General features: G+C 68.4%; 17 protein-coding genes. 8 read left to right on the forward strand and 9 right to left on the reverse strand.

The features are described from left to right. Positions 1-8 precede the first annotated feature (8 nt). From dnaQ to HN018_RS14185, 4 genes are read right to left on the reverse strand one after another with little or no spacing between them, the layout of a single operon-like run. Positions 9-683, reverse strand: a complete 675-nt coding sequence (gene dnaQ / locus HN018_RS14170; RefSeq protein ID WP_171833438.1) for a DNA polymerase III subunit epsilon — start codon at positions 681-683, stop codon at positions 9-11. Beyond that, positions 680-1,285 (reverse strand): dephospho-CoA kinase, encoded by a 606-nt coding sequence (coaE, locus tag HN018_RS14175; RefSeq protein WP_171833437.1) that lies wholly within the window; start codon positions 1,283-1,285, stop codon positions 680-682. The genes dnaQ and coaE overlap by 4 nt, the downstream gene beginning before the upstream one ends. Further along, positions 1,285-2,145 (reverse strand): shikimate dehydrogenase, encoded by an 861-nt coding sequence (locus HN018_RS14180; protein WP_171833436.1) that lies wholly within the window; start codon positions 2,143-2,145, stop codon positions 1,285-1,287. The genes coaE and HN018_RS14180 overlap by 1 nt, the downstream gene beginning before the upstream one ends. Beyond that, the gene (locus HN018_RS14185) at positions 2,142-2,921 is read right to left on the reverse strand and encodes an N-formylglutamate amidohydrolase (RefSeq protein ID WP_408886805.1); all 780 of its coding nucleotides are present in this window, start codon (positions 2,919-2,921) and stop codon (positions 2,142-2,144) included. The genes HN018_RS14180 and HN018_RS14185 overlap by 4 nt, the downstream gene beginning before the upstream one ends. 193 nt (positions 2,922-3,114) lie before the next feature. Here HN018_RS14185 and HN018_RS14190 point away from each other — a divergent pair, with 193 nt between their 5' ends. Then, complete coding sequence (locus tag HN018_RS14190; protein WP_171833435.1) at positions 3,115-4,161, forward strand: transglutaminase family protein; 1,047 nt, start codon at positions 3,115-3,117, stop codon at positions 4,159-4,161. 91 nt (positions 4,162-4,252) lie between these two features. Beyond that, on the forward strand, positions 4,253-5,080 hold the full coding sequence (locus tag HN018_RS14195) for a transglutaminase-like domain-containing protein (protein ID WP_171833434.1): 828 nt from the start codon (positions 4,253-4,255) through the stop codon (positions 5,078-5,080). A 25-nt stretch (positions 5,081-5,105) separates the two neighbouring features. Here the strand turns inward: HN018_RS14195 and HN018_RS14200 are convergent, their stop codons facing one another. Continuing rightward, complete coding sequence (locus tag HN018_RS14200) at positions 5,106-5,684, reverse strand: TlpA disulfide reductase family protein (RefSeq protein WP_171833433.1); 579 nt, start codon at positions 5,682-5,684, stop codon at positions 5,106-5,108. Between the two features lie 15 nt (positions 5,685-5,699). Between HN018_RS14200 and argH the strand changes: the two genes are divergently transcribed. Together argH and HN018_RS14210 are read left to right on the forward strand one after the other, a co-directional pair. Further along, positions 5,700-7,160, forward strand: a complete 1,461-nt coding sequence (argH, locus tag HN018_RS14205) for an argininosuccinate lyase (protein WP_171833432.1) — start codon at positions 5,700-5,702, stop codon at positions 7,158-7,160. Further along, entirely contained in the window at positions 7,157-7,312 is a 156-nt protein-coding gene (locus HN018_RS14210; RefSeq protein WP_171832866.1) for a lipoprotein, read from the forward strand. The genes argH and HN018_RS14210 overlap by 4 nt, the downstream gene beginning before the upstream one ends. On the opposite strand, the gene HN018_RS14215 is transcribed toward HN018_RS14210, so the two are convergent. Beyond that, entirely contained in the window at positions 7,281-8,039 is a 759-nt protein-coding gene (locus tag HN018_RS14215) for a trypsin-like serine peptidase (RefSeq protein ID WP_171833574.1), read from the reverse strand. The two genes, HN018_RS14210 and HN018_RS14215, sit on opposite strands and share 32 nt — an antisense overlap. Before the next feature lie 306 nt (positions 8,040-8,345). Between HN018_RS14215 and HN018_RS14220 the strand changes: the two genes are divergently transcribed. After that, positions 8,346-8,519 carry a hypothetical protein gene (locus HN018_RS14220; protein ID WP_171833431.1) on the forward strand — a complete coding sequence of 58 codons (174 nt, stop codon included), beginning with the start codon at positions 8,346-8,348 and terminating at the stop codon, positions 8,517-8,519. A 12-nt stretch (positions 8,520-8,531) separates the two neighbouring features. Here the strand turns inward: HN018_RS14220 and HN018_RS14225 are convergent, their stop codons facing one another. Then, positions 8,532-9,353, reverse strand: a complete 822-nt coding sequence (locus HN018_RS14225; protein WP_171833430.1) for an alpha/beta fold hydrolase — start codon at positions 9,351-9,353, stop codon at positions 8,532-8,534. A 131-nt stretch (positions 9,354-9,484) separates the two neighbouring features. Here HN018_RS14225 and HN018_RS14230 point away from each other — a divergent pair, with 131 nt between their 5' ends. Beyond that, complete coding sequence (locus tag HN018_RS14230) at positions 9,485-11,995, forward strand: glycosyltransferase family protein (protein WP_171833429.1); 2,511 nt, start codon at positions 9,485-9,487, stop codon at positions 11,993-11,995. 34 nt (positions 11,996-12,029) lie between these two features. On the opposite strand, the gene HN018_RS14235 is transcribed toward HN018_RS14230, so the two are convergent. Continuing rightward, positions 12,030-12,425 (reverse strand): cytidine deaminase, encoded by a 396-nt coding sequence (locus tag HN018_RS14235; RefSeq protein WP_171833573.1) that lies wholly within the window; start codon positions 12,423-12,425, stop codon positions 12,030-12,032. A gap of 148 nt (positions 12,426-12,573) precedes the next feature. Between HN018_RS14235 and lysA the strand changes: the two genes are divergently transcribed. Both lysA and HN018_RS14245 read left to right on the forward strand, forming a co-directional pair. Next, a complete protein-coding gene (gene lysA, locus HN018_RS14240) occupies positions 12,574-13,917 on the forward strand; it encodes a diaminopimelate decarboxylase (protein WP_338033974.1) in 1,344 nt (447 codons plus the stop codon). Next, positions 13,914-16,634: a DUF4175 domain-containing protein gene (locus HN018_RS14245; RefSeq protein WP_171833427.1), complete on the forward strand. Its 2,721-nt coding sequence runs from the start codon at positions 13,914-13,916 to the stop codon at positions 16,632-16,634. The genes lysA and HN018_RS14245 overlap by 4 nt, the downstream gene beginning before the upstream one ends. 3 nt (positions 16,635-16,637) lie before the next feature. Here HN018_RS14245 and HN018_RS14250 read toward each other — a convergent pair whose 3' ends face one another. Further along, positions 16,638-18,188 carry a carboxylesterase/lipase family protein gene (locus HN018_RS14250; protein ID WP_171833426.1) on the reverse strand — a complete coding sequence of 517 codons (1,551 nt, stop codon included), beginning with the start codon at positions 18,186-18,188 and terminating at the stop codon, positions 16,638-16,640. Between the last annotated feature and the right edge of the window lie 256 nt (positions 18,189-18,444).

Consider the following 18,444-nt stretch of genomic DNA (forward strand, 5'->3'; position numbering starts at 1 on the left):
GCCGGCGATCAGTCCAGCCAGACCGGCAGCTTCAACTGGGCGACGAAGGCCGCATGCGCTTCCAGTTCGGCCGGCGTGGGCACGATCGGGCGTGGCTGACGGGTCCGGGACAGCGCGTAGGAGATCGACGACGATCCCCCCTCCTCCCGCGCCAGCTCGAGCCCGCGCTGCCGCCCGCCCATGAGCTCGACATAGACCTGCGCCAGCAGCTTGCAGTCGAGCAGCGCGTTGTGGGTCGTGCGCTCGGCGAGGTCGATCGCGAACCGCCGGCACAGCGAGTCCAGGCTGTTCGGCAGGCCGGGAAAGCGGATCCGGGCCATGTCCAGCGTATCGATCATCCGCGCCAAAGGCAGCGCGGGCATGTCCAGACGCGCGAACTCGGCATTCATGAAGCCGAAATCGAACCGCGCGTTATGCGCGATCAGCATGTCGTCACCGATGAACTCGAGGAACGCCTCCGCCACCTCGTGGAACTTCTTCTGTCCGAGCAGGTGCGCACGGGTGTAGCCGTGTACACGCGACGCCTCCTCCGGGATGTCGCGTTCCGGGTCGATCAGCACATGGTAGTGCCGCCCGGTCGGCAGGTCCCCGACCAGCTCCAGCGCCGCGATCTCGATCACCCGGTCGCCGGTCAATGGGTTGAGCCCGGTGGTTTCCGTGTCGAACAGGATCGCGCGCATCATGGCGTTGTTGTTTCCGGGTCGGTCAGGTTCGTCATCATGCGCCTTATCTGCCTGAGGCTGTGCCAGCGGGACAGCCCGGTGCTGATGACCAGGTCCGCGCGGCGGCGCTTTTCCGCATCGGGCATCTGCCGGGCGATCAGGGCCAGCGCCTCGGCCTCGCTCATCCCGCGTCGCCGGCGGACGCGCTGCAGCTGCAGGGCTCGCGGCGCCGACACCACCACGACCAGGTCGCACGCCCGGTAACCGCCGCGCTCGAACAGCAGCGGGATATCGAGCACCGCCCAGCACCGCCCGGCCCGGCGGGCACGCCCGAGAAACCGGGCCTGAGACGCCCGGACCAGCGGATGCATGATCCGCTCCAGCTTCGTGAACAGCGACGCGTCCGCGATCACCGCCCGGCGCAGGACGGCACGATCGATCCGTCCGTCCCGCACCGCATCGGGGATCAGGCGCGCGATCGCCGGCACCGCCTGGCCGCCCGGCGCCTGCAGGGCGTGCACCTCGGCATCCGCATCGAACACCGGCAGCCCGGCCCGGCGCATGGCGGCGGCGGCAGTCGATTTGCCCATGCCGATGCCACCGGTCAGGCCGATGATCTTCATCAGGGACCAGGGACGGGATCGGCCGACACGAAGTCGAACAGGCTGGCATCCACTGCCGGATCGACCCCGAACCAGGCAGCGAACCCGATGCGTGCCTGATGAAGCAGCATCCCCAGCCCCTCGACCGTGACGAGACCGCCCGCCCGCGCCAGGGACAGCAGCGGCGTGACCCGCGGCGCATACACGATATCGGTGACCACCAGCCCCGGAGCCGCATGGTCGAGGCTGCACGGCAAGGCCGCATCCCCCATGCCGAGCGACGTGGTGTTCACCAGCAGCGACTGTTCCCCGAGGGCGATGTCGCGCGATGCCCAGTCCAGGACACGCACCGGATTGCATCCGTCCGTCAGCGAGGCCGCCAGCGCATCCGCGCGGTCCCGGGTCCGGTTGGCGAGATGCACGGCGACGCCCTCGGCCTGCAGCGACGCGGCGATCGCGCGTGCAGCACCACCCGCGCCAAGCAGCAACGCCGGGCCCGCGGCAGGATCGACCCCGGCCGCGCGCAGGCTGTCCAGGAATCCCTGGCCGTCGCTGTTGTCGCCGTGCAGCAGGCCATCCGGCCCGAACACCAGCGTGTTGACGGCTCCACAGCGCCGGGCGGCGGGCGAGAGCACGTCGCTCAGCGCGAACGCCTCCTGCTTGTGCGGAATGGTCACGTTCACCCCGGCGAACCCTGCCGCCCGCAGGCCGCGCAGGGCGGTCCCGAGCTGCCCGGGTGCGACCGGCAGCGGCAGGTAGGCGCCGTCGATCCCGTAGCGACGCAGCCATTCGTTATGCAGCCGCGGCGATCGGGAGTGCGACACCGGCCATCCGACCACGCCGGCCAGCCGCGTGCGCCCGGTCAAGGTCGTGATGCTCACCCTGACGGACTCGCTCCGGCGTCCCGGCACAGGGACAGCGCCTGCGGCAACAGCCTGGCCAGGCGTTTGGCCCAGTCACGCTGGCCTTCCGGCGTCGCGATCAGATCCTGCCTGATCTCGAGCTCGACATGCAGCAGGCCGCGTCGCTCCCCATGCACCGGAACCGTGTAGTCGTCCGTATCGGACAGGGCATACGGCTCGTTGTCGCCGACGACGAGATCGCCTTCCGCCTCCAGTAGCGCACGGAGGGCGCGGCCGTAGCGCGGGTCGTGGTTGTAGAGAACGCCGGCATGCCAGGGCCTGACATGGCCGGCCATCACCGGGGTGAAGCTATGCACCGCCACCAGTACCGGCGGCCGCCCCGCCTGCAGTCGGGCATCGACCAGGGCGGTGATCGCGTCCTGGTATGGGGTGAATATCTCGTCGCGTCGGGCGTCGCGGGCTGCGTCGTCCAAGCCCCGATTGCCGGGAACGTCGGTGCCGTCGCTGCGTGGCGCGATCGAGGTCGGGTGCCGGGGCGTCCGGTTGCAGTCGATCACCAGGCGCGAATAGCGCTGCACCACCGCCGTCGCATCCAGCAGCGTGCACAGATGCTCGCCGACTCCGAGGACACCGATGTCCCAGGCGATGTGCCGCTCGAATTCGGCATCGGGCAGGCCGAGCCGGCCGAGCGATGCGGGCACCGCGCGTCCGGCATGGTCGATCACCAGAAGGATGTCCGAACCGGACTGCTCGTGCAGGATTTGCACCGGGCCCGGATCGGCTTGGGTCAGCAGACCGCGAGGGGCCGGCTTCGAGTCGCGGCTCACTGCCAGCCACGCCGGGTCACGATTGGTCCAACTTTTGCTGCATTTCTTGCTCCCGACGTTGAAAGGCGTGACGCTGTTGATGAGGCGTCGATGCCGCCGATGCTAGCCTGATCTCGATGACGCCCCCGATTGCACCCCATGAAGCGCGGAAGGACCGCACATGCCGGTTCTGACTGTCCAGCACGTAACCACCTACAGCTACCGCCGCGTCGTCGGTTTTGGCGAGCACCGGATGTTGTTCCGGCCGCGCGACTCGGCCGATCAGCGGCTGCTGTCGTGGGACCTCGCGATCAGCCCCAAGCCGGTCGACTTGCGCTCGATCCCGGATGCGTTCGGCAACATCGTGACAATTGCCCGGTTCGCCGGCCGGGCCCGCGAGCTCAGGTTCGAGAACCGCCTGGTGATCGACCACACCCCGACCGCACCGAACGCGGATCGGCTGGCGCCGTATGCCCGCGCCTGGCCGTTCACCTACGACAAGGACGACACCGCCGACTTGGCTCGGGTCCGGGAGCGGCACTACGACGACCCCGACCATGTGGTGGATGCCTGGGCGCGCAGCTTCCTGCAGAACCACCCGACCGGGAACACGCTCGACCTGCTTGTCGACATTACCCAGGAGATCCGTCGCAGCTTTACCTATTCGGCCCGGCACGAGGAGGGCGTGCAGGAACCCGCTCGCACCCTGGCGCTGCGGAACGGTACCTGTCGCGACTACGCGGTGCTGATGATGGAGGCTGTGCGGGCACTCGGCATGGCGGCTCGCTTCGTGTCCGGCTACGTGTATTCACCGGGCGCCGACGGTACCGCGAACGTCGGCGGCGGCTCGACCCATGCGTGGGTGGAGGTTTATCTCCCCGGCTGCGGCTGGACCGAGTTCGACCCGACCAACGGCATCGTCGGCAGTCGCGACCTGATCCGTGTCGCGTCGGTGCGCGACTGGCACCAGGCAGTGCCGCTCGCCGGCACATGGACCGGCTTCCCCGCCGACAGCATCGGCATGAAGGTCGCGGTAACGGTGGCGCGCCGGCCCGAGCAGCCGGCGACGGACTCATCCCTCGTCGATCGCAACCGGAGCGGAGATGCCGGAGGGGGCGTTGTGCAGTTGTCGCCGCGCGATCCAGGGCCGGACAGCGGTTCGGCACGAGCCTCGGGAAGCATCGCAACCCGGCTCGAGTCCGACCGTTCGACGGTCTATGCCGGCTGACCGCCCAAAATCCGCTCAGGAAAAGGCTGTTTTTCTATAACCGGAAGGCGCATCGAGGAACGAGCGCCCGGCTAATGCGAAAGGGACACCGATGCTGATCCGCGCCGGATACGACATCGCCTTCAATGCCCCCAATCCGACGCCGCTGCTGCTGATGCTGAGCATCCATCCCGAACGCGAGCCGGATCTGCAATCGCCGCAGCAGATGATGTTCGACCCGCCGGTGCCGGCGCATCATTATCGCGATGTATTCGGCAACGTCTGCACACGGGTCGTCGCACCGCCGGGACTGTTGCGGATCACCAATGAGTTCACCATCGCCGATAGCGGGCAGCCAGACCTGTATGCGCCGGATGCCGAGCAGTCGCTGGTCGAGAATCTGCCCGACGATGTGCTGGTCTATCTTCTCGGCAGTCGCTACTGCGAGACCGACCGTCTGTCGGACACCGCGTGGTCGCTGTTCGGCCACGTGACACCGGGCTGGTCGCGCGTGCAGGCGATCGTCGATTACGTCCAGGATCGCATCAGCTTCGGCTACGAGCACGCGCGCCCGACGCGGACCGCCTACGAGGGCTTCATGGAGCGGAGGGGCGTGTGCCGCGACTTCGCGCATCTGGCGGTGACGCTGTGCCGCTGCATGAACATCCCGGCGCGCTACTGCACCGGCTATCTCGGTGACATCGGCGTGCCGGCCGTGGACGACCCGATGGATTTCAGCGCCTGGTTCGACGTGTATCTCGGCGGCGCCTGGTATGTGTTCGACGCAAGGCACAACAAGCCGCGCATCGGCCGCGTCCTGATGGCACGCGGACGCGATGCGACCGACGTCGCCATCTCGACGGCATTCGGTACGGCCTGGCTGGCCGGCTTCGAGGTGATCACCTACGAGCAGATGGCCTCGTCGCCGGCCCCGGCTTAATCCCGGCCGGCAGGGGCGAACATCCCTAGCCGATGAGTTTCGTGACCAGTGCCGCAGCCTGGGGCGAGGCCCAATCGACCGGCCCCTGCAGGCGCGCGACCTCCAGGCCGGTCTTGCCGACCAGCAGGGTGGTGGGAATGCCGTCCAGTCCCAGAGCACCCAGCAAGACGCTGTGCGGATCGAGCAGCACCGGCAGCGAGTTGATCCCGTGCGCCGCGTAGAAAGGCCTAACCGCCGCCGCACCGCTGCGGTCGAGCGAGACGGTCAATACGCGTATTCCGGACGGCGCCAGGGTTCGGGACAGGGCATCGAGCGCCGGCATTTCCGCGACGCAGGGAACGCACCAGGTCGCCCACAAATTCAGGACCAGGCCGTGCCCGGCATACTGCTCCAGCGACTGCGCCTTGCCATCAGCATCCAGGAAAGTGAGCCGAGGCAGGATCGTCGGCGGATGCGGTTTGATGATGTCGAGCGGCTGGACCGGTGGATGGCCGGGGTCCGCCTGTTCCGCCTGGCCGGGCTCGACCAGATATTTGCGCGCGACTGCGCCGGCCAGTAGGGTCCCGCCGGCCGCGAGCACGGTGCGGCGAAGAGTTTTTTGCATGATCCTGGACATCGCATGTCTTTAGAAGACGACGGCAATAGCGCAAGGCCGGTAAATGCCGGAGTGGGTGCAAAGCCGGCGAACGCACAATGGGGCGGCCGTTTCGCGGGCGGCCCATCCGCCATCATGCAGGAGATCAACGCCTCGATCGGCTTCGACCAGGTCCTGTGGCGCCAGGACCTGCGCGGCTCCAAGGCGCATGCGCGGATGCTGGCGCGTGCCGGAATCCTGAGCGGAACCGACGAGACCGCGATCCGCGACGGGCTCGATGCGATCGGCGCGGAGATCGAGGCCGGCACCTTCGTCTTCGAGACGGCGCTCGAGGACATCCACATGAATATCGAGGCGCGCCTGTCCGAACGGATCGGCGAGGCTGGCAAGCGGCTGCACACGGCCCGCAGCCGAAACGACCAGGTTGCCACCGACTTCAGGCTCTGGGTGCGCGATGCCATCGACGCGCTGGACCGGCAGGTCGCCTCGCTGATGCTGAGCCTCGCCATCCGGGCCGCCGAGCACGCCGCCGACCCGATGCCCGGCTTCACCCACCTGCAGACCGCGCAGCCGGTGACGTTCGGCCATCACCTGCTGGCCTATGTCGAGATGCTATCCCGCGATCGCGGACGGCTGGCCGATACAAGGCGCCGGCTGAACGAGTGCCCGCTCGGCTCCGCGGCGCTGGCCGGCACCTCGTTCCCGATCGACCGCGCGCTGACCGCTTCCCTGCTGGATTTCGACCGGCCGACGCAGAACTCGCTGGACGCGGTATCGGACCGCGATTTCGCCCTGGAGTACCTGTCGGCGCTGTCGATCATGGCGGTGCACCTGTCACGGCTGGCCGAGGAGATCGTGACCTGGTGCTCGGCGCCGTTCGGTTTCATCCGGCTGTCCGACGCCTTCACCACCGGCTCCTCGATCATGCCGCAGAAGCGCAACCCGGATGCCGCCGAACTCACCCGGGCAAAGACCGGGCGCATCGTCGGCGCGCTGATGGGTCTGCTGACGGTCATGAAGGGACTGCCGCTGGCCTATGCCAAGGACATGCAAGAGGACAAGGAGCCGGTGTTCCAGGCCACCGACGCGTCGGCGCTCTGCCTCGCCGCGACCGAAGGCATGGTCCGCGACCTGGTCGCACGGACTGACCGGATGCGCGCTCTCGCCGGCTCCGGCTACTCGACCGCGACCGATCTCGCTGACTGGCTGGTGCGGGTATTGAGGCTGCCCTTCCGCACCGCCCACCACGTTACCGGGCGGCTGGTCGGACGGGCCGAGGCACGCGGGGTCGAGCTTGCGGAGTTGTCGCTGGAGGAGATGCAGGCGGAGGAGCCGGGGATCACCGCGGAGGTGTTCGCGGTGCTGACGGTCGATGCCTCGGTCGCGTCCCGGACCAGCGAGGGCGGGACCGCTCCCGACAACGTGGCGAGGCAGGCTTCGGCCTGGATCGGACGCCTGCAACACCCGCACGGAGCTGCTTCATGAAGATTTCCCCAGCCGCGCGCACGAAGCTGGTCGCGCTGGTGGTGTGCCTGGCGATGGGCACCGGGCTGTCGGCCTGCGGCAAGAAGGGGTCGCCGGAAGCGCCCGGCCCCAGCAATCACATCACCTATCCGCGGGTCTACCCGACCCAATAGCGGGATCCGGCGTGCCGACCAGCGGGACCGCACGTCCCCCTGCCCCGGCCGCCGCTTCTATCTGGATGCCGACCGCCGCCCAGCGTCCGTCAGGCCGCTGCCAAAGCAGGGGCGCGCCACTGGTCCCGCGGGTCGCCTCGCAATCATGGACCAGCAACGGCCTTCCCTGCCCGTCGCTGGCCTGTCCGACCAGCGCGCAGGTCCGGTCCGCGATCGCGACCTCGTTCCGGTCCTGTCCGTAGCCGCCGAGCAGGATCCGGGCCGGCATAACCGGCACCGGCGCCTCCGGCAGCGTCTCGGCTTCCGGCAGCAGACGCTGGTCGAGCACCAGGACCGCACGATCGGCACCGGCAGTACCGGCCTCGTCGAGTGGATTGTAGGCCGCCGGCACGACGAAGCGGAGCACCAGGGCGTGCGCCGCATAGTTCCCGTCACGATAAGCAAGCAGCACGTGCACCGAAGCCGGCTGGATGAAACGCCGCACCCGCGGCAGGAACAGGCAATGGGCTGCCGTCACCACGACCTGGGGCGACACCACGAAGCCGGTGCAGCGTTCGCCAAGCTCGGTCTGTACACGCACCAGGCTGTTCCACGGCTTGGCGCTTATATCGACCGGGATGCGGTGATCGACGGCACCGACGCCCGGGCGTAGCGGAAGGGTAGCGGCACCGGTCGAACGGGATAAGAACAATCCGAGCAGTGACCCTAAAGTCACAACCTGTCGCATATTCATCAATTGATCGCTGACTCCCGTTACAAGGACGTTGAACGCCATGAATGCGCCACAGAGCGCGTCCACCGTCATTCCGTCGAGCAGGACAGGAGTTCAGGGTGACCCGATCCGACCAGCCTCCATCGAACGGGATGTTCAGCACTGGCCTTGCGTCGCCCTCCTGGGCAATGCTCGACCGGATTGCCGCGCGCGCGTTGCACGACTCCGTGTCCGGTATAAGAATGCCTCTATCCGACGAAGCCAAGGATCGGCTCTATCGCCGCATGTTCCCCGACGACGTCTGCATTGGACCAGGACTAAATGACAAGAGCTGATACGCGACCCGAGCCGCGCCGCGGCGTAATCGTCATGCACGCGTTCGGGCCGTACCAGGAGGGCCAGTTTCTCGAAGATCCCGTGCTGATCGACAAACTCGTAGCCGACGGTGAAAGCTGGCGGATCAACGAGGCGGTCCTGCTGGTACCGCCCTCCTGATACAGAAGCTGGCTACGTACCGATGAAGGCGAGCAGATCCGCGGTCAGGCGCTCCCGCTCGGTATAGAAAAGTCCATGTGGCGCGCCGTCATATTCGATGTATTGCGCGCCCGGTATCAGAGCAGCAGCCCGTGTTCCGGATACGCCGGCGGGAACCGTCGCATCCGACGTTCCATGTATCACCAGGGTCGGCTTGTCGAACGCCTTCATGTCGGCACGGAAATCCGTCTCGGAAAACAGCCTGACGCAATCGATCGTCGCACGCGGCGACCCCGTCAACGCCATGCCGCTGTTCCATTCCAGAAACTCGGACGAAACAGCAAAACTGAGCAGGCCGGCGCCATAGAACTTCTTTCCGAAGCCCGCCAGGAAATGCGGCCGATCGGTTTTGAGTTGTTCGACCATCTGGTCGAAGATGCCACGATCGACGCCCTCAGGATTGTCGGGGGTTTCCATCAGGTATGGCGTGACGGCGGAGACCAGGACCGATCGCGCGATGCGTGCACTGCCATGTCGGGAGAGGTAGCGGGCAACCTCACCACCGCCCATCGAGAAGCCGACCAGAGTGACGTCGTTCAGATCGAGCGCCTCCAGCAGCGCATGCAGATCGTCCGCCAGGACATCGTAGTCATAGCGGCCACCAGGCTGGTCCGATCGCCCGAACCCGCGACGGTCATACGCGATGGTGCGAAGGCCACGCCGTGCCATCGGGTCCATCTGGTATTCCCACATGTCGGAATTGACCGGCCAGCCATGGATGAACACCACCGGCTTGCCCGTACCCCAGTCCTTGTAGAACAGGTTGATCCCGTCGGGCATTTTGACGAAGGCCATGTACCATCACTCCTGGTTTCTAGCCGTCGAACGATCGTGCAGGGCCCCCGGTTCCACCTGGCGAGGTCTGTCTCGTTAACCGCGACTTAACCGCTCGAGAATACCGTCCGCTCAATAAACAGGGCGAAGCGATGGCAGCGGATGCAATGGCCGACAGCATGACATCGGTCGAAACACGGGCGTGGGCCGGCGGCACTCATTCCGGCTTGGGAGACGTCCGCGAACAATCCGCGCGGCCCGACCGCGCGGCGCTGTATGCCATCCGGCTGCTCTTCGATCGCGGCTTCTACCTGTCGCAAAACCAGGATGTCGCCGCGACCGGAATCGATCCGCTGGATCACTTCCTGACACTCGGACTTGCCGAAGGCCGGTCGCCCTGCGCGCTGTTCGATCCGGATTTTTATCTCCACCAGGCAGGCGCGCCGGCCGAACGTGCTTTCCTTTTCCTGCATTATCTCGAAACCGGCATCCAGGCCGCCCTCGATCCGCATCCTCTGGTCGATGCCCGTTTCTATATGCGGCAGAGTCCGGCGCTGGCTCCCGGCACCAATCCGCTGACGCACATGCTCGGTGCCGGCCGGCGCGAGAACCGGCGGCCGAACCCGTTATTCGACCCGGTCTATTACCGGCGCCGCCAGCCGCGCATGGACCAGGCACTGCATCCGTTGATCCACTACGTAGCGCAAGGCTGGCGCGAGCGGCTGCAGCCGCATCCGCTGTTCGACCCCAGGGCGTATCTGGACCAGCGGCCGGATATCGAGGCCGCCGGAATCGATCCGCTTGCCCATTACCTGCAGCAGGGCTTTCGCGAGCAGGCTCGCACCCACTGGCTGTTCGATGCCGGGCACTACGCCGCAAGCTGCTCGGCGCCGGTGGCACTTTGCGACGCCCTGCTGCATTGCGCCTCGAACGGTTGCGGCCTCGAGCGATCGCCGCATCCGCTGTTCGATGCCAGGCACTACGTGCTCCAGCATCCGGACCTTGCCGATACCGGGATCGATCCGTTCCTGCATTTCCTCGAATTCGGCCTCGTGGAAAATCGTGATCCGCATCCGCTGTTCGATACCTGGTTCTATCGCAACCAGAACCCGGACGTGATCGATAGCGGCCTGCCACCGTTCGTTCATTATGTCCGCGACGGCATAAGGGAGGGCCGCGACCCGAACCCGTTTTTCCCCGCCGTGATCTATCAGGTTCGAAATTCCGGTGCGCGGGACGAAAGCGCTGGTCCGCTCGCGCACTTCCTGCGCACACCGGAGACCCATCTGCTGCCGCTGAGCGACGAGTTCGACCCGGCCTTCTACCGTGCCTGCCATCCATCCTGCGCCGCGGCGACGGGCACGCCGCCGCTCGGCCACTATCTGTCGGTCGGTCGTGCGCAGCGCCTGTCGCCGCTGCCGCGCGCCATCGAGCGGCATGACTGGATCCTGCCGGCGACGACAGGCCACTTCCCGTCACCCGCCCCGATCGCCGGAGCCACGTCGATCCTGCTCATCGTGCAGCAGGCATCGCATGGCGATGCGGGCATCTGCGCGTTGCGCGCGTTGCAGCAGCTGGTCACCGATCCCGAGCTGAGTTGTCGCGTGATCGTTCGTCATGACGGGCCGCTCTCACCGGCATTCGCAGCACTCGCTCCGACGATCGTCCTGCCGGCGGACATGGAGGCATCGGCCGACGTCGATACGCTGGCAGACATCCTGCACTCGTTCCGTGCGCTGCCGACGCCGCGCCTCGTCATCATCAACAGTGCCGCGATGCCTGACGTGGCGCGGCTGATCGGCTCGCTCGGCCTGGAGCTGCTGGCCTGGCTGCACGAAATGCCACTCCTGATCGACAGCCTGCCCGGTGGCGACAGCGCGATGCAGACACTTGCGCGGACGGCATCGTGCATCGTGACCGGCTCGGAGCCCGCCCGCGAGGCGCTGATCCTGCACTACCGCCTCGACCCGGCGCAGGTAACGGTGATTGCCGACGGCATCGTGCAGCCGCCGCCCAACCTGACTGTCCGCCAGGCAAGGCTGACCCTGCGTCGCCAGCTCGGGCTGCCGCTCGATGCGCTGATCGTCATGGGTAGCGGCGACGTGGCGTTCCGCACCGGCACCGATCTGTTCATCCAGGTGGCGGCCCAGGTCATTTCACGCAGCCTCTCCGAGGTGCCGGTGGAGAATCCCCCGCGGCAGGCCTTCTTTCTCTGGATCGGGGCCACCGAGGATCCGCTGTTCGCCGGACTGTGCCAGAACGATATCGACCGGCTCGGGCTGGGTGCACATGTCCGGCTGCTGAACCCGGATGCGGCGCCCGCGGAACTCCTGCTCGGGGCCGACCTGTTCCTGCTCACGTCCCGCGAATGTGCAACCAGCGTCGCCGGGATCGAGGCGCGGACCAGCGGGCTGCCGCTGGTGAAGTTCAGGTTCCCGAGAAACCGCCCGGCGGAAGCTGGAGGTGGCCGCGACCCGAAGACCTCGGAGGTCGCCTATCTCGACGTGGATGCGATGAGCGACATCGTCATGGCGCGCGGCGACCGCCCGTCCCGGAGGCACCGCGATCATTCGGAACGTGGCGGCAATGCCCCGAGCTGGGAAACATGGCGGCAAGGCCTGCGCCGGCTGCTCGCGAACAGCTTCGGTGTTCCGGTCGAATAATCGGACCGAGAGAGCGAGGCGACCGGATGATGTTCTAGCCGAGCGATTCCGGTCCGAACGAGTCCGGCAGCAGCTCGGCGAGGCTTCGCACGAGAAGGGTGCGTCCATCGGGATCGACGATCCGGATCCTAACATCCGGACCGGCGAACTCGCGGATCTTCTGCCGGCAGCCGCCGCACGGCGTGCAAGGTCCCGTGCCGCCGCCGGCGATCACCACCTCCTCGATCTGCCGGCTGCCGGACAGGATCATCGAGGAGATCGCCCCCGCTTCCGCGCACACGCCCTGCGGATACGCAGCGTTCTCGACATTGCATCCGGCATGGATGACGCCACGCTCGCACCGGATCGCGGCCCCGACCAAGAATTTCGAGTAGCGCGCATAGGCATGCTGCCGCGCCGCCAGCGCAGCCTCGATCAACGCATCCGCCATGTCCCCGCCCCTTCGCCGCAGCAGCCGGGAGCGTATCGCCGCCTGCCACACGAAGCCATCGCCGAACCGCAACCGGCACTTGGAGACGAACCGGCCCGCCCCTACTCTGATGTCCATGCCAAGCGTGTCCGCCCCGCCTTCGAGCTCCATGACCGACCCGAGCGTCGCCGACCTGCTCGCGGCGCGTCCGCATCTCCGCATGCATGCGCTCGAGGGGCTGATGCTGGAACAGGTGCCGCTCGCCGCCATCGCGGATGCGCTGGGAACCCCGGTCTGGGTCACCGGGGCCGGAACGCTGCGGTCCCGCTATCGGCGCCTGGAAGCAGCACTGGCGGAGCCAAGCCTCGGGGCCTCGATCCATTACGCGGTCAAGGCCAACGACCATCTCGCGATCCTTCGGATCCTGTCCATTGAAGGCGCCGGTGCGGACGTCGTGAGCGGCGGCGAGATGCGTCGCGCGATCGAGGCCGGCATCCCGCCCGCCCGTATCGTGTTCTCCGGCGTCGGCAAGTCGGATGACGAGCTTGGCCTCGCTCTGTCGCTTTCGATCAGCCAGATCAACGTCGAAAGCCGTGAGGAGCTGGAGCGCCTTTCAGGCCTGGCAAGCGCCTGCGGCCGGACCGCTCGGATCGTGCTGCGGGTAAACCCCGACATCGACGCAGGCACCCACGCCAAGATCACCACCGGGCTCGCGGACAACAAGTTCGGCGTCGCCTACGACGAGGCGGCGGACCTCTATGCGCTGGCCGCCCGCCTGCCCGGCATCGAGCCGATCGGGTTCGCGGTGCATATCGGCAGCCAGATCAACGACCCGGCGCCGTTCCGCGCCGCCTATGCACGCATCGCCGACCTGGTCCGGCGGGTGCGCGAGGCGGGCCAGGCGGTGTCGCTGGTGGATTGCGGCGGCGGCCTCGGCATCAGCTATCGCGACGAGATCGAGGGATCGCCGCGGGCCCTGGCGCATGCCATCCGCGTCACCCTCGGCGATCTCGGACTGAAGCTGGTGGTCGAGCCCGGCCGCTGGCTGGTGGCGCCGGCGGGCGTGCTGCTGTCGCGCGTGCTGCTGGTCAAGCAGAGCGCCGGACGTGCGCCGTTCGTGGTGCTGGACGCCGCGATGAACGACCTGCTGCGTCCGAGCCTGTACGAGGCCTGGCACGGGGTGGTGCCGCTGTCGGCTCGCGACGCCGTGCAGCCGGCCGGACCCGCCCATCTGGTCGGACCGGTCTGCGAGACCGGCGACACGTTCGCGCTCGACCGGCCGCTGCCGCACCTTGCGGCCGGCGCCCGCGTCGCGATCCTGGATACCGGCGCCTACGGTGCGGTGATGAGTTCGACCTATAATTCGCGGCCGCTGGCAGCCCAGGCGCTGGTCGACGGGTCACGTTGGACCACGATACGGCCCCGCCAGCCGGTCGAGCAGCTCTGGGCCGGCGAGCTCGTGCCCGACTGGATCGCCGCGGGCGAAACAGGAGCCGGACGAGCCGCCGAATGAGCCAGCTTCCCGTCCTCGCACGGGCGCGCCGGCAGGCGGGCCGGGTCCTGTGGATCGAGCAGATCTGGCCGAGGTTGCTGCCGGCGATAGGCGTGCTGATCGTCGTGCTGATCGCATCGTTGCTGACGCTGCCGCAGCGCCTGCCGCTCTGGCTGCATGCGGCCCTGCTGCTCGCGATCGTCGCCTGCACCGGCCTGCTCCTGTATCGCCGGCTGGTCCTGCTCCGCGCGCCGGGCCTGCGCCGCCGCGACGACCGCATCGAGCGCGCGTCGGGACTGGCCCACCGTCCGCTGCTGGCGCTCGGCGACCAGCCCGCCTTCGACCACGCAGGCAACGATGCCACCAGCCGGATCTGGCAGGCCCATCTGCATCGGACCGAGGCCGGCCTAAGCCGCTTGACCGCCGGGCCGCCACGGCTGGGGCTGCGTCGCCACGATCGCTACCGCCTGGGGTTGCCGCTGCTCGGAGTGCTGGTGGTCTGCCTGCTGCTGGCGGGGCGTGAGGCACCGATGCGGATCGCGTCCGGCTTCTGGCCGGGCCTGGACATTCCACTGGGACCCAGGCCCGCCCTGCAGGCCTGGATCACCCCGCCGGACTATGCCGGCGGCGCGCCGATCTTCCTGACCGATCCGCACGGTCGCTACGACGTGCCCGCCGGTGCCACGCTGATGCTGAGCCTGACCGGGCTCGCATCGCGGCCCAGAGTCTCGATGCAGGGAACCGGCCCGGTCCGTTTCGTCCGGCTCTCGCCGACAAGCTGGACCCTCGGACAGCCCCTCACCGGCAGCACGGTGGTCAGCGTGCGCGGCGCCGGCTACCGGCTGGCGGACTGGACCATCACCGTGCAGCCGATCCTGGCACCGGTGGTGAGCTGGGCCTCACCTCCCGGTCCGGCCACCAACGAACCGTGGCAAACCAAACTGCCCTGGTCGGTGTCCCACCGCTACGGCGTACAGACGCTCATGGCCGAGCTCAGGCTGACCAAACCAGGCCGGCGCGACCAGCCGGAGCGGGTCGTTCGCGTGCCGATCCCGATGCCGGGCAGCACGAAATCCGCCAAGGGGGTGGCACTGCCCGACCTTTCGGCCGACCCGTGGGCGGGCGAACCGGTGACCGCGCGACTGCTGGCGACCGATGCATCGGGACAAACCGGCCGCAGTGCCGACGCGGCCTTCACCCTGCCGGCGCGGCCGTTCCGCAATCCGCTGGCGCGCGCGGTGCTGGATGTACGGCGGCGGCTGGCGCTCGGCCGGGAGCAGCCGGCGGAGGCCGCCGACGACCTGCAGGCGCTCGGCGACACGCCGGGTGCCTTCGCGCAGGATAGCAGCCTGTTCCTGAACCTCAGTGCCGATGCCTCGCTGCTTCGGCTTCAGCCTGCATCGCCCGCTGCGACCGACGAGGGCGTGTCCAGGCTGTGGGAGCTGGCGCTGGCACTCGAGGATGGCCTGCACAACGACCGCGACGGAGCGCGCGCGGCGCTCGACGTGCGGGCCGCCCAGGACGGGCTGTCGGCCCAGCTCGAACACATGCGGCAGCTCGGCGACCGCGGCCAGTCGGATCCGGAGCAGGCCAAGCTGCGTGCCAGGATCGATGCGCTGACGGCGGCGATCGCCCACCGGATGCAGGCGCTGGCGGCCCAGGCGCAGCGCGAACACACGGCGCTGCCGCCGATGCCGGACCAGAAGATGCTGGGAGGCCAGGATCTGGCCCGCATGCTGCAGCAGATGCGGGATGCCGCCGCCGCCGGGCATCCGCAGGAGGCGATGCAGATGCTGTCGCGCATGCAGGCGATGCTCGAGCACATGCGCGCCGCGACGCCGCGGGACCTGGAGAGCGCGCGCCAGCAGGCCCAGGCCCAGCAGCAGGCCAAGGAACAGATGGAGGCCGTGCAGGACCTGGTGCAGCGGCAGACCGCGCTGCTCGACCATGCCCAGTCCAGGCAGAACCAGGCCGACGCGGCGGAACAGGCCCGGGCCGGGACGCAGCAGGACGGCGAGGATGCCGTCGACCCGGCCACCCGCGACCTGATGCGCCAGCTCGGCATTCCGGAGGCAAGCCTGCCACCCCGGCGGGCGCCACCGCAGGCCGGATCGCCTCCAGGATCGCCGCAGCAGTCGCCATCCCAGGGAACGCCGCAAGCCGGTGCGACCGGACCGGACCAGCAATCCAGCCAGAAGTCCGACGGCCATGCCCAGCATGTGCTGCGCCGCGCGCTCGGCGAGTTGTCGACCGAGTTCAAGTCGTTGACCGGCAAGGCAGCGGCCGGGCTCAACGACGCCTCGAAGGCGATGGATCGGGCTCGCGACGCGCTGTCCGCAGGCCAGGATGCGCCGGCCGTGACGGCACAGATGCAGGCGCTCGCATCGCTCCAGAAAGGCGCGCAGCAGATGCGCAGTGCGATGTCCGGCAGCGGCAGCGGCGGTGGCAGCGGAATGGCGCTGCTCCCGGGCGACGGCCAGTCCGGGTCCGGCACGGGCAGCGAACCCGGCCAGGACGAGGCCAGCGGTGCCGAGCAGGACGGCAAAAAGGATCCGCTCGGTCGGCATCTGGCATCGGGCCATGCAGGCATGGATGATGGCTCGGACACCCACGTGCCGGACGCGACAGAGACCGGTCGTTCGCGCGAGATCGAGCGCGAGCTGCGCCGCCGGGACAGCGACCGTACTCGCCCGCAGCCCGAGCTGGACTATCTCGACCGCCTGCTCAAGCCGTTCTGATGATCAGCCGCCCGGGATGGTACCCTGCATGAAGTCGAGCTGTATCGTGCGGAACCCGGCACGAGCGGCGATGGTCGGACCGAGTTCGAGATAGGGATCGCCGGTCCCGCCCGCGCGCGGCCACCGGGCGGAGGACACGGACGCCCCGTCCCCGTTCGGATCGCCGGTCGTGGCGAACCGGGTCCAGGCAGTCATCATCGTTTCCGACAATGCTCGGTCCTGGGCGGATGCCAGGCGTCCGAGCGTGCCGAACACGAACGCGACCTCGGCTGCGTGGCGCGGCGGCAAGCCAAGGATCGGTTCGGCAAACACATACCTGAACGCGCGCGGCTCACGCGACGCGCCGGCCCGGCCGAGCATCCGCGCACCCTCGTAGAACAGGCCGTCGCCGATGATGTCGGCACCGGAACGCAGGGCGGATTCGGGATCGTGCGCAGGATAGACCAGTGCCGCCTGCGCGGCCTGCGTGCCGAACAGCAGCGACAGGCGCTGGGCGTAGGCCCCGGGCGACAGGCCGCGCCAATGTGCCGCGAACGACAGGCCCTCGTCGGCATTGGTGCCGATCATCATCGGCATCCGGAACCCGGCCGGTGATTCCAGCAGCGCGTTCGGCTGGTCCGGCAGCACCTGCCCGTCGACCACCGGGAACGGCAGCGGTACCGGTGCCATCCGTGGCGCCCGCGACTGGATCATGAGGTTCGCGGCCACCAGCGACTGCGCCGGGGCACGCCGCAGCGCCGCGAGATCGGACCCGATCGAGAGGCCGGTGCGCTCCGCCTCGGCCAGCGTCATGAAGCGCCAGCCGAGCGCCGGGCTCTCCAGGATCGCCCGGGCAAAAAGCCCGCGCGCCAGCGGCGACGCCAGCAGCATCGCGACCGAGGTGCCGCCGGCGGACTCGCCGAACAGCGTGACCCTGCGCGGATCGCCGCCGAATGCGCCGATATTGGCCTGTATCCAGCGCAGTGCCCGGATCTGGTCGAGCAGCCCGTAATTGCCGGACGTGCCGCCCCCCTCGCGCGTGAGCGCCGGATGGGCCAGGAAGCCGAAAACCCCGAGCCGGTAGTTCAGCGTGACCAGCAACACCTTGTGGCCGGCCAGCGCGGTTCCGTCATAGACCGGCTCGGCGCCGGAGCCGAACACGAAGCCGCCGCCATGCACGAACACCATGACCGGCAGCGGCGGGCCGTGACGCCGAAGCGGCGCCCACACGTTCAGAGACAGGCAATCCTCCGACGGGATCGCGGTGACGTCGCCACGGTGCGACTGCATGCAGGCGGGCCCGGCGCGCGTGGCATCGCGGACCCCGGACCAGGGTAACGGCGGCTGCGGCGGACGCCAGCGCAGTGGTCCGACCGGGGGCACCGCATACGGGATGGCCATGAAGGCCTGCACCCCGGGGTCGTTGGTCGCGCGCCCGAGCAGCGCACCATCCGCGACATGCACCACCGGCCCGGCATCGCCGGCCACCGCCCCGCGCAGGCACACCAGCAGCAGGAACAACAGGAAACAGCCCCGTGGCGATCGGTGCGGGCGATAGCGGTCCGGCAAGGTCATGGCGCGGTCAGTCACCCTGCAGCAGATCTGGACACGTAAGGCAGTCTACCCGATGCCGGGGGCGTTCCGGCGGACGGCATTGCCGCAGACAAACCCGAGAAACGTCCTGACTGCGCGCGACTGATTAAAAGCCCGACTATCGAGAGCACGGACATGGCTGGCTCCGGGACAAGGGCACGATGCCCGGTTCTGCAGGCAAGAGGCACATCAGTCTATCGCAAGGCCGCGATCCGGCAGGCGTCGTCGCTGCCAACAT

Origin of the sequence: Lichenicola cladoniae (genome assembly GCF_013201075.1) — a bacterium.
Lineage (GTDB): Bacteria > Pseudomonadota > Alphaproteobacteria > Acetobacterales > Acetobacteraceae > Lichenicola > Lichenicola cladoniae.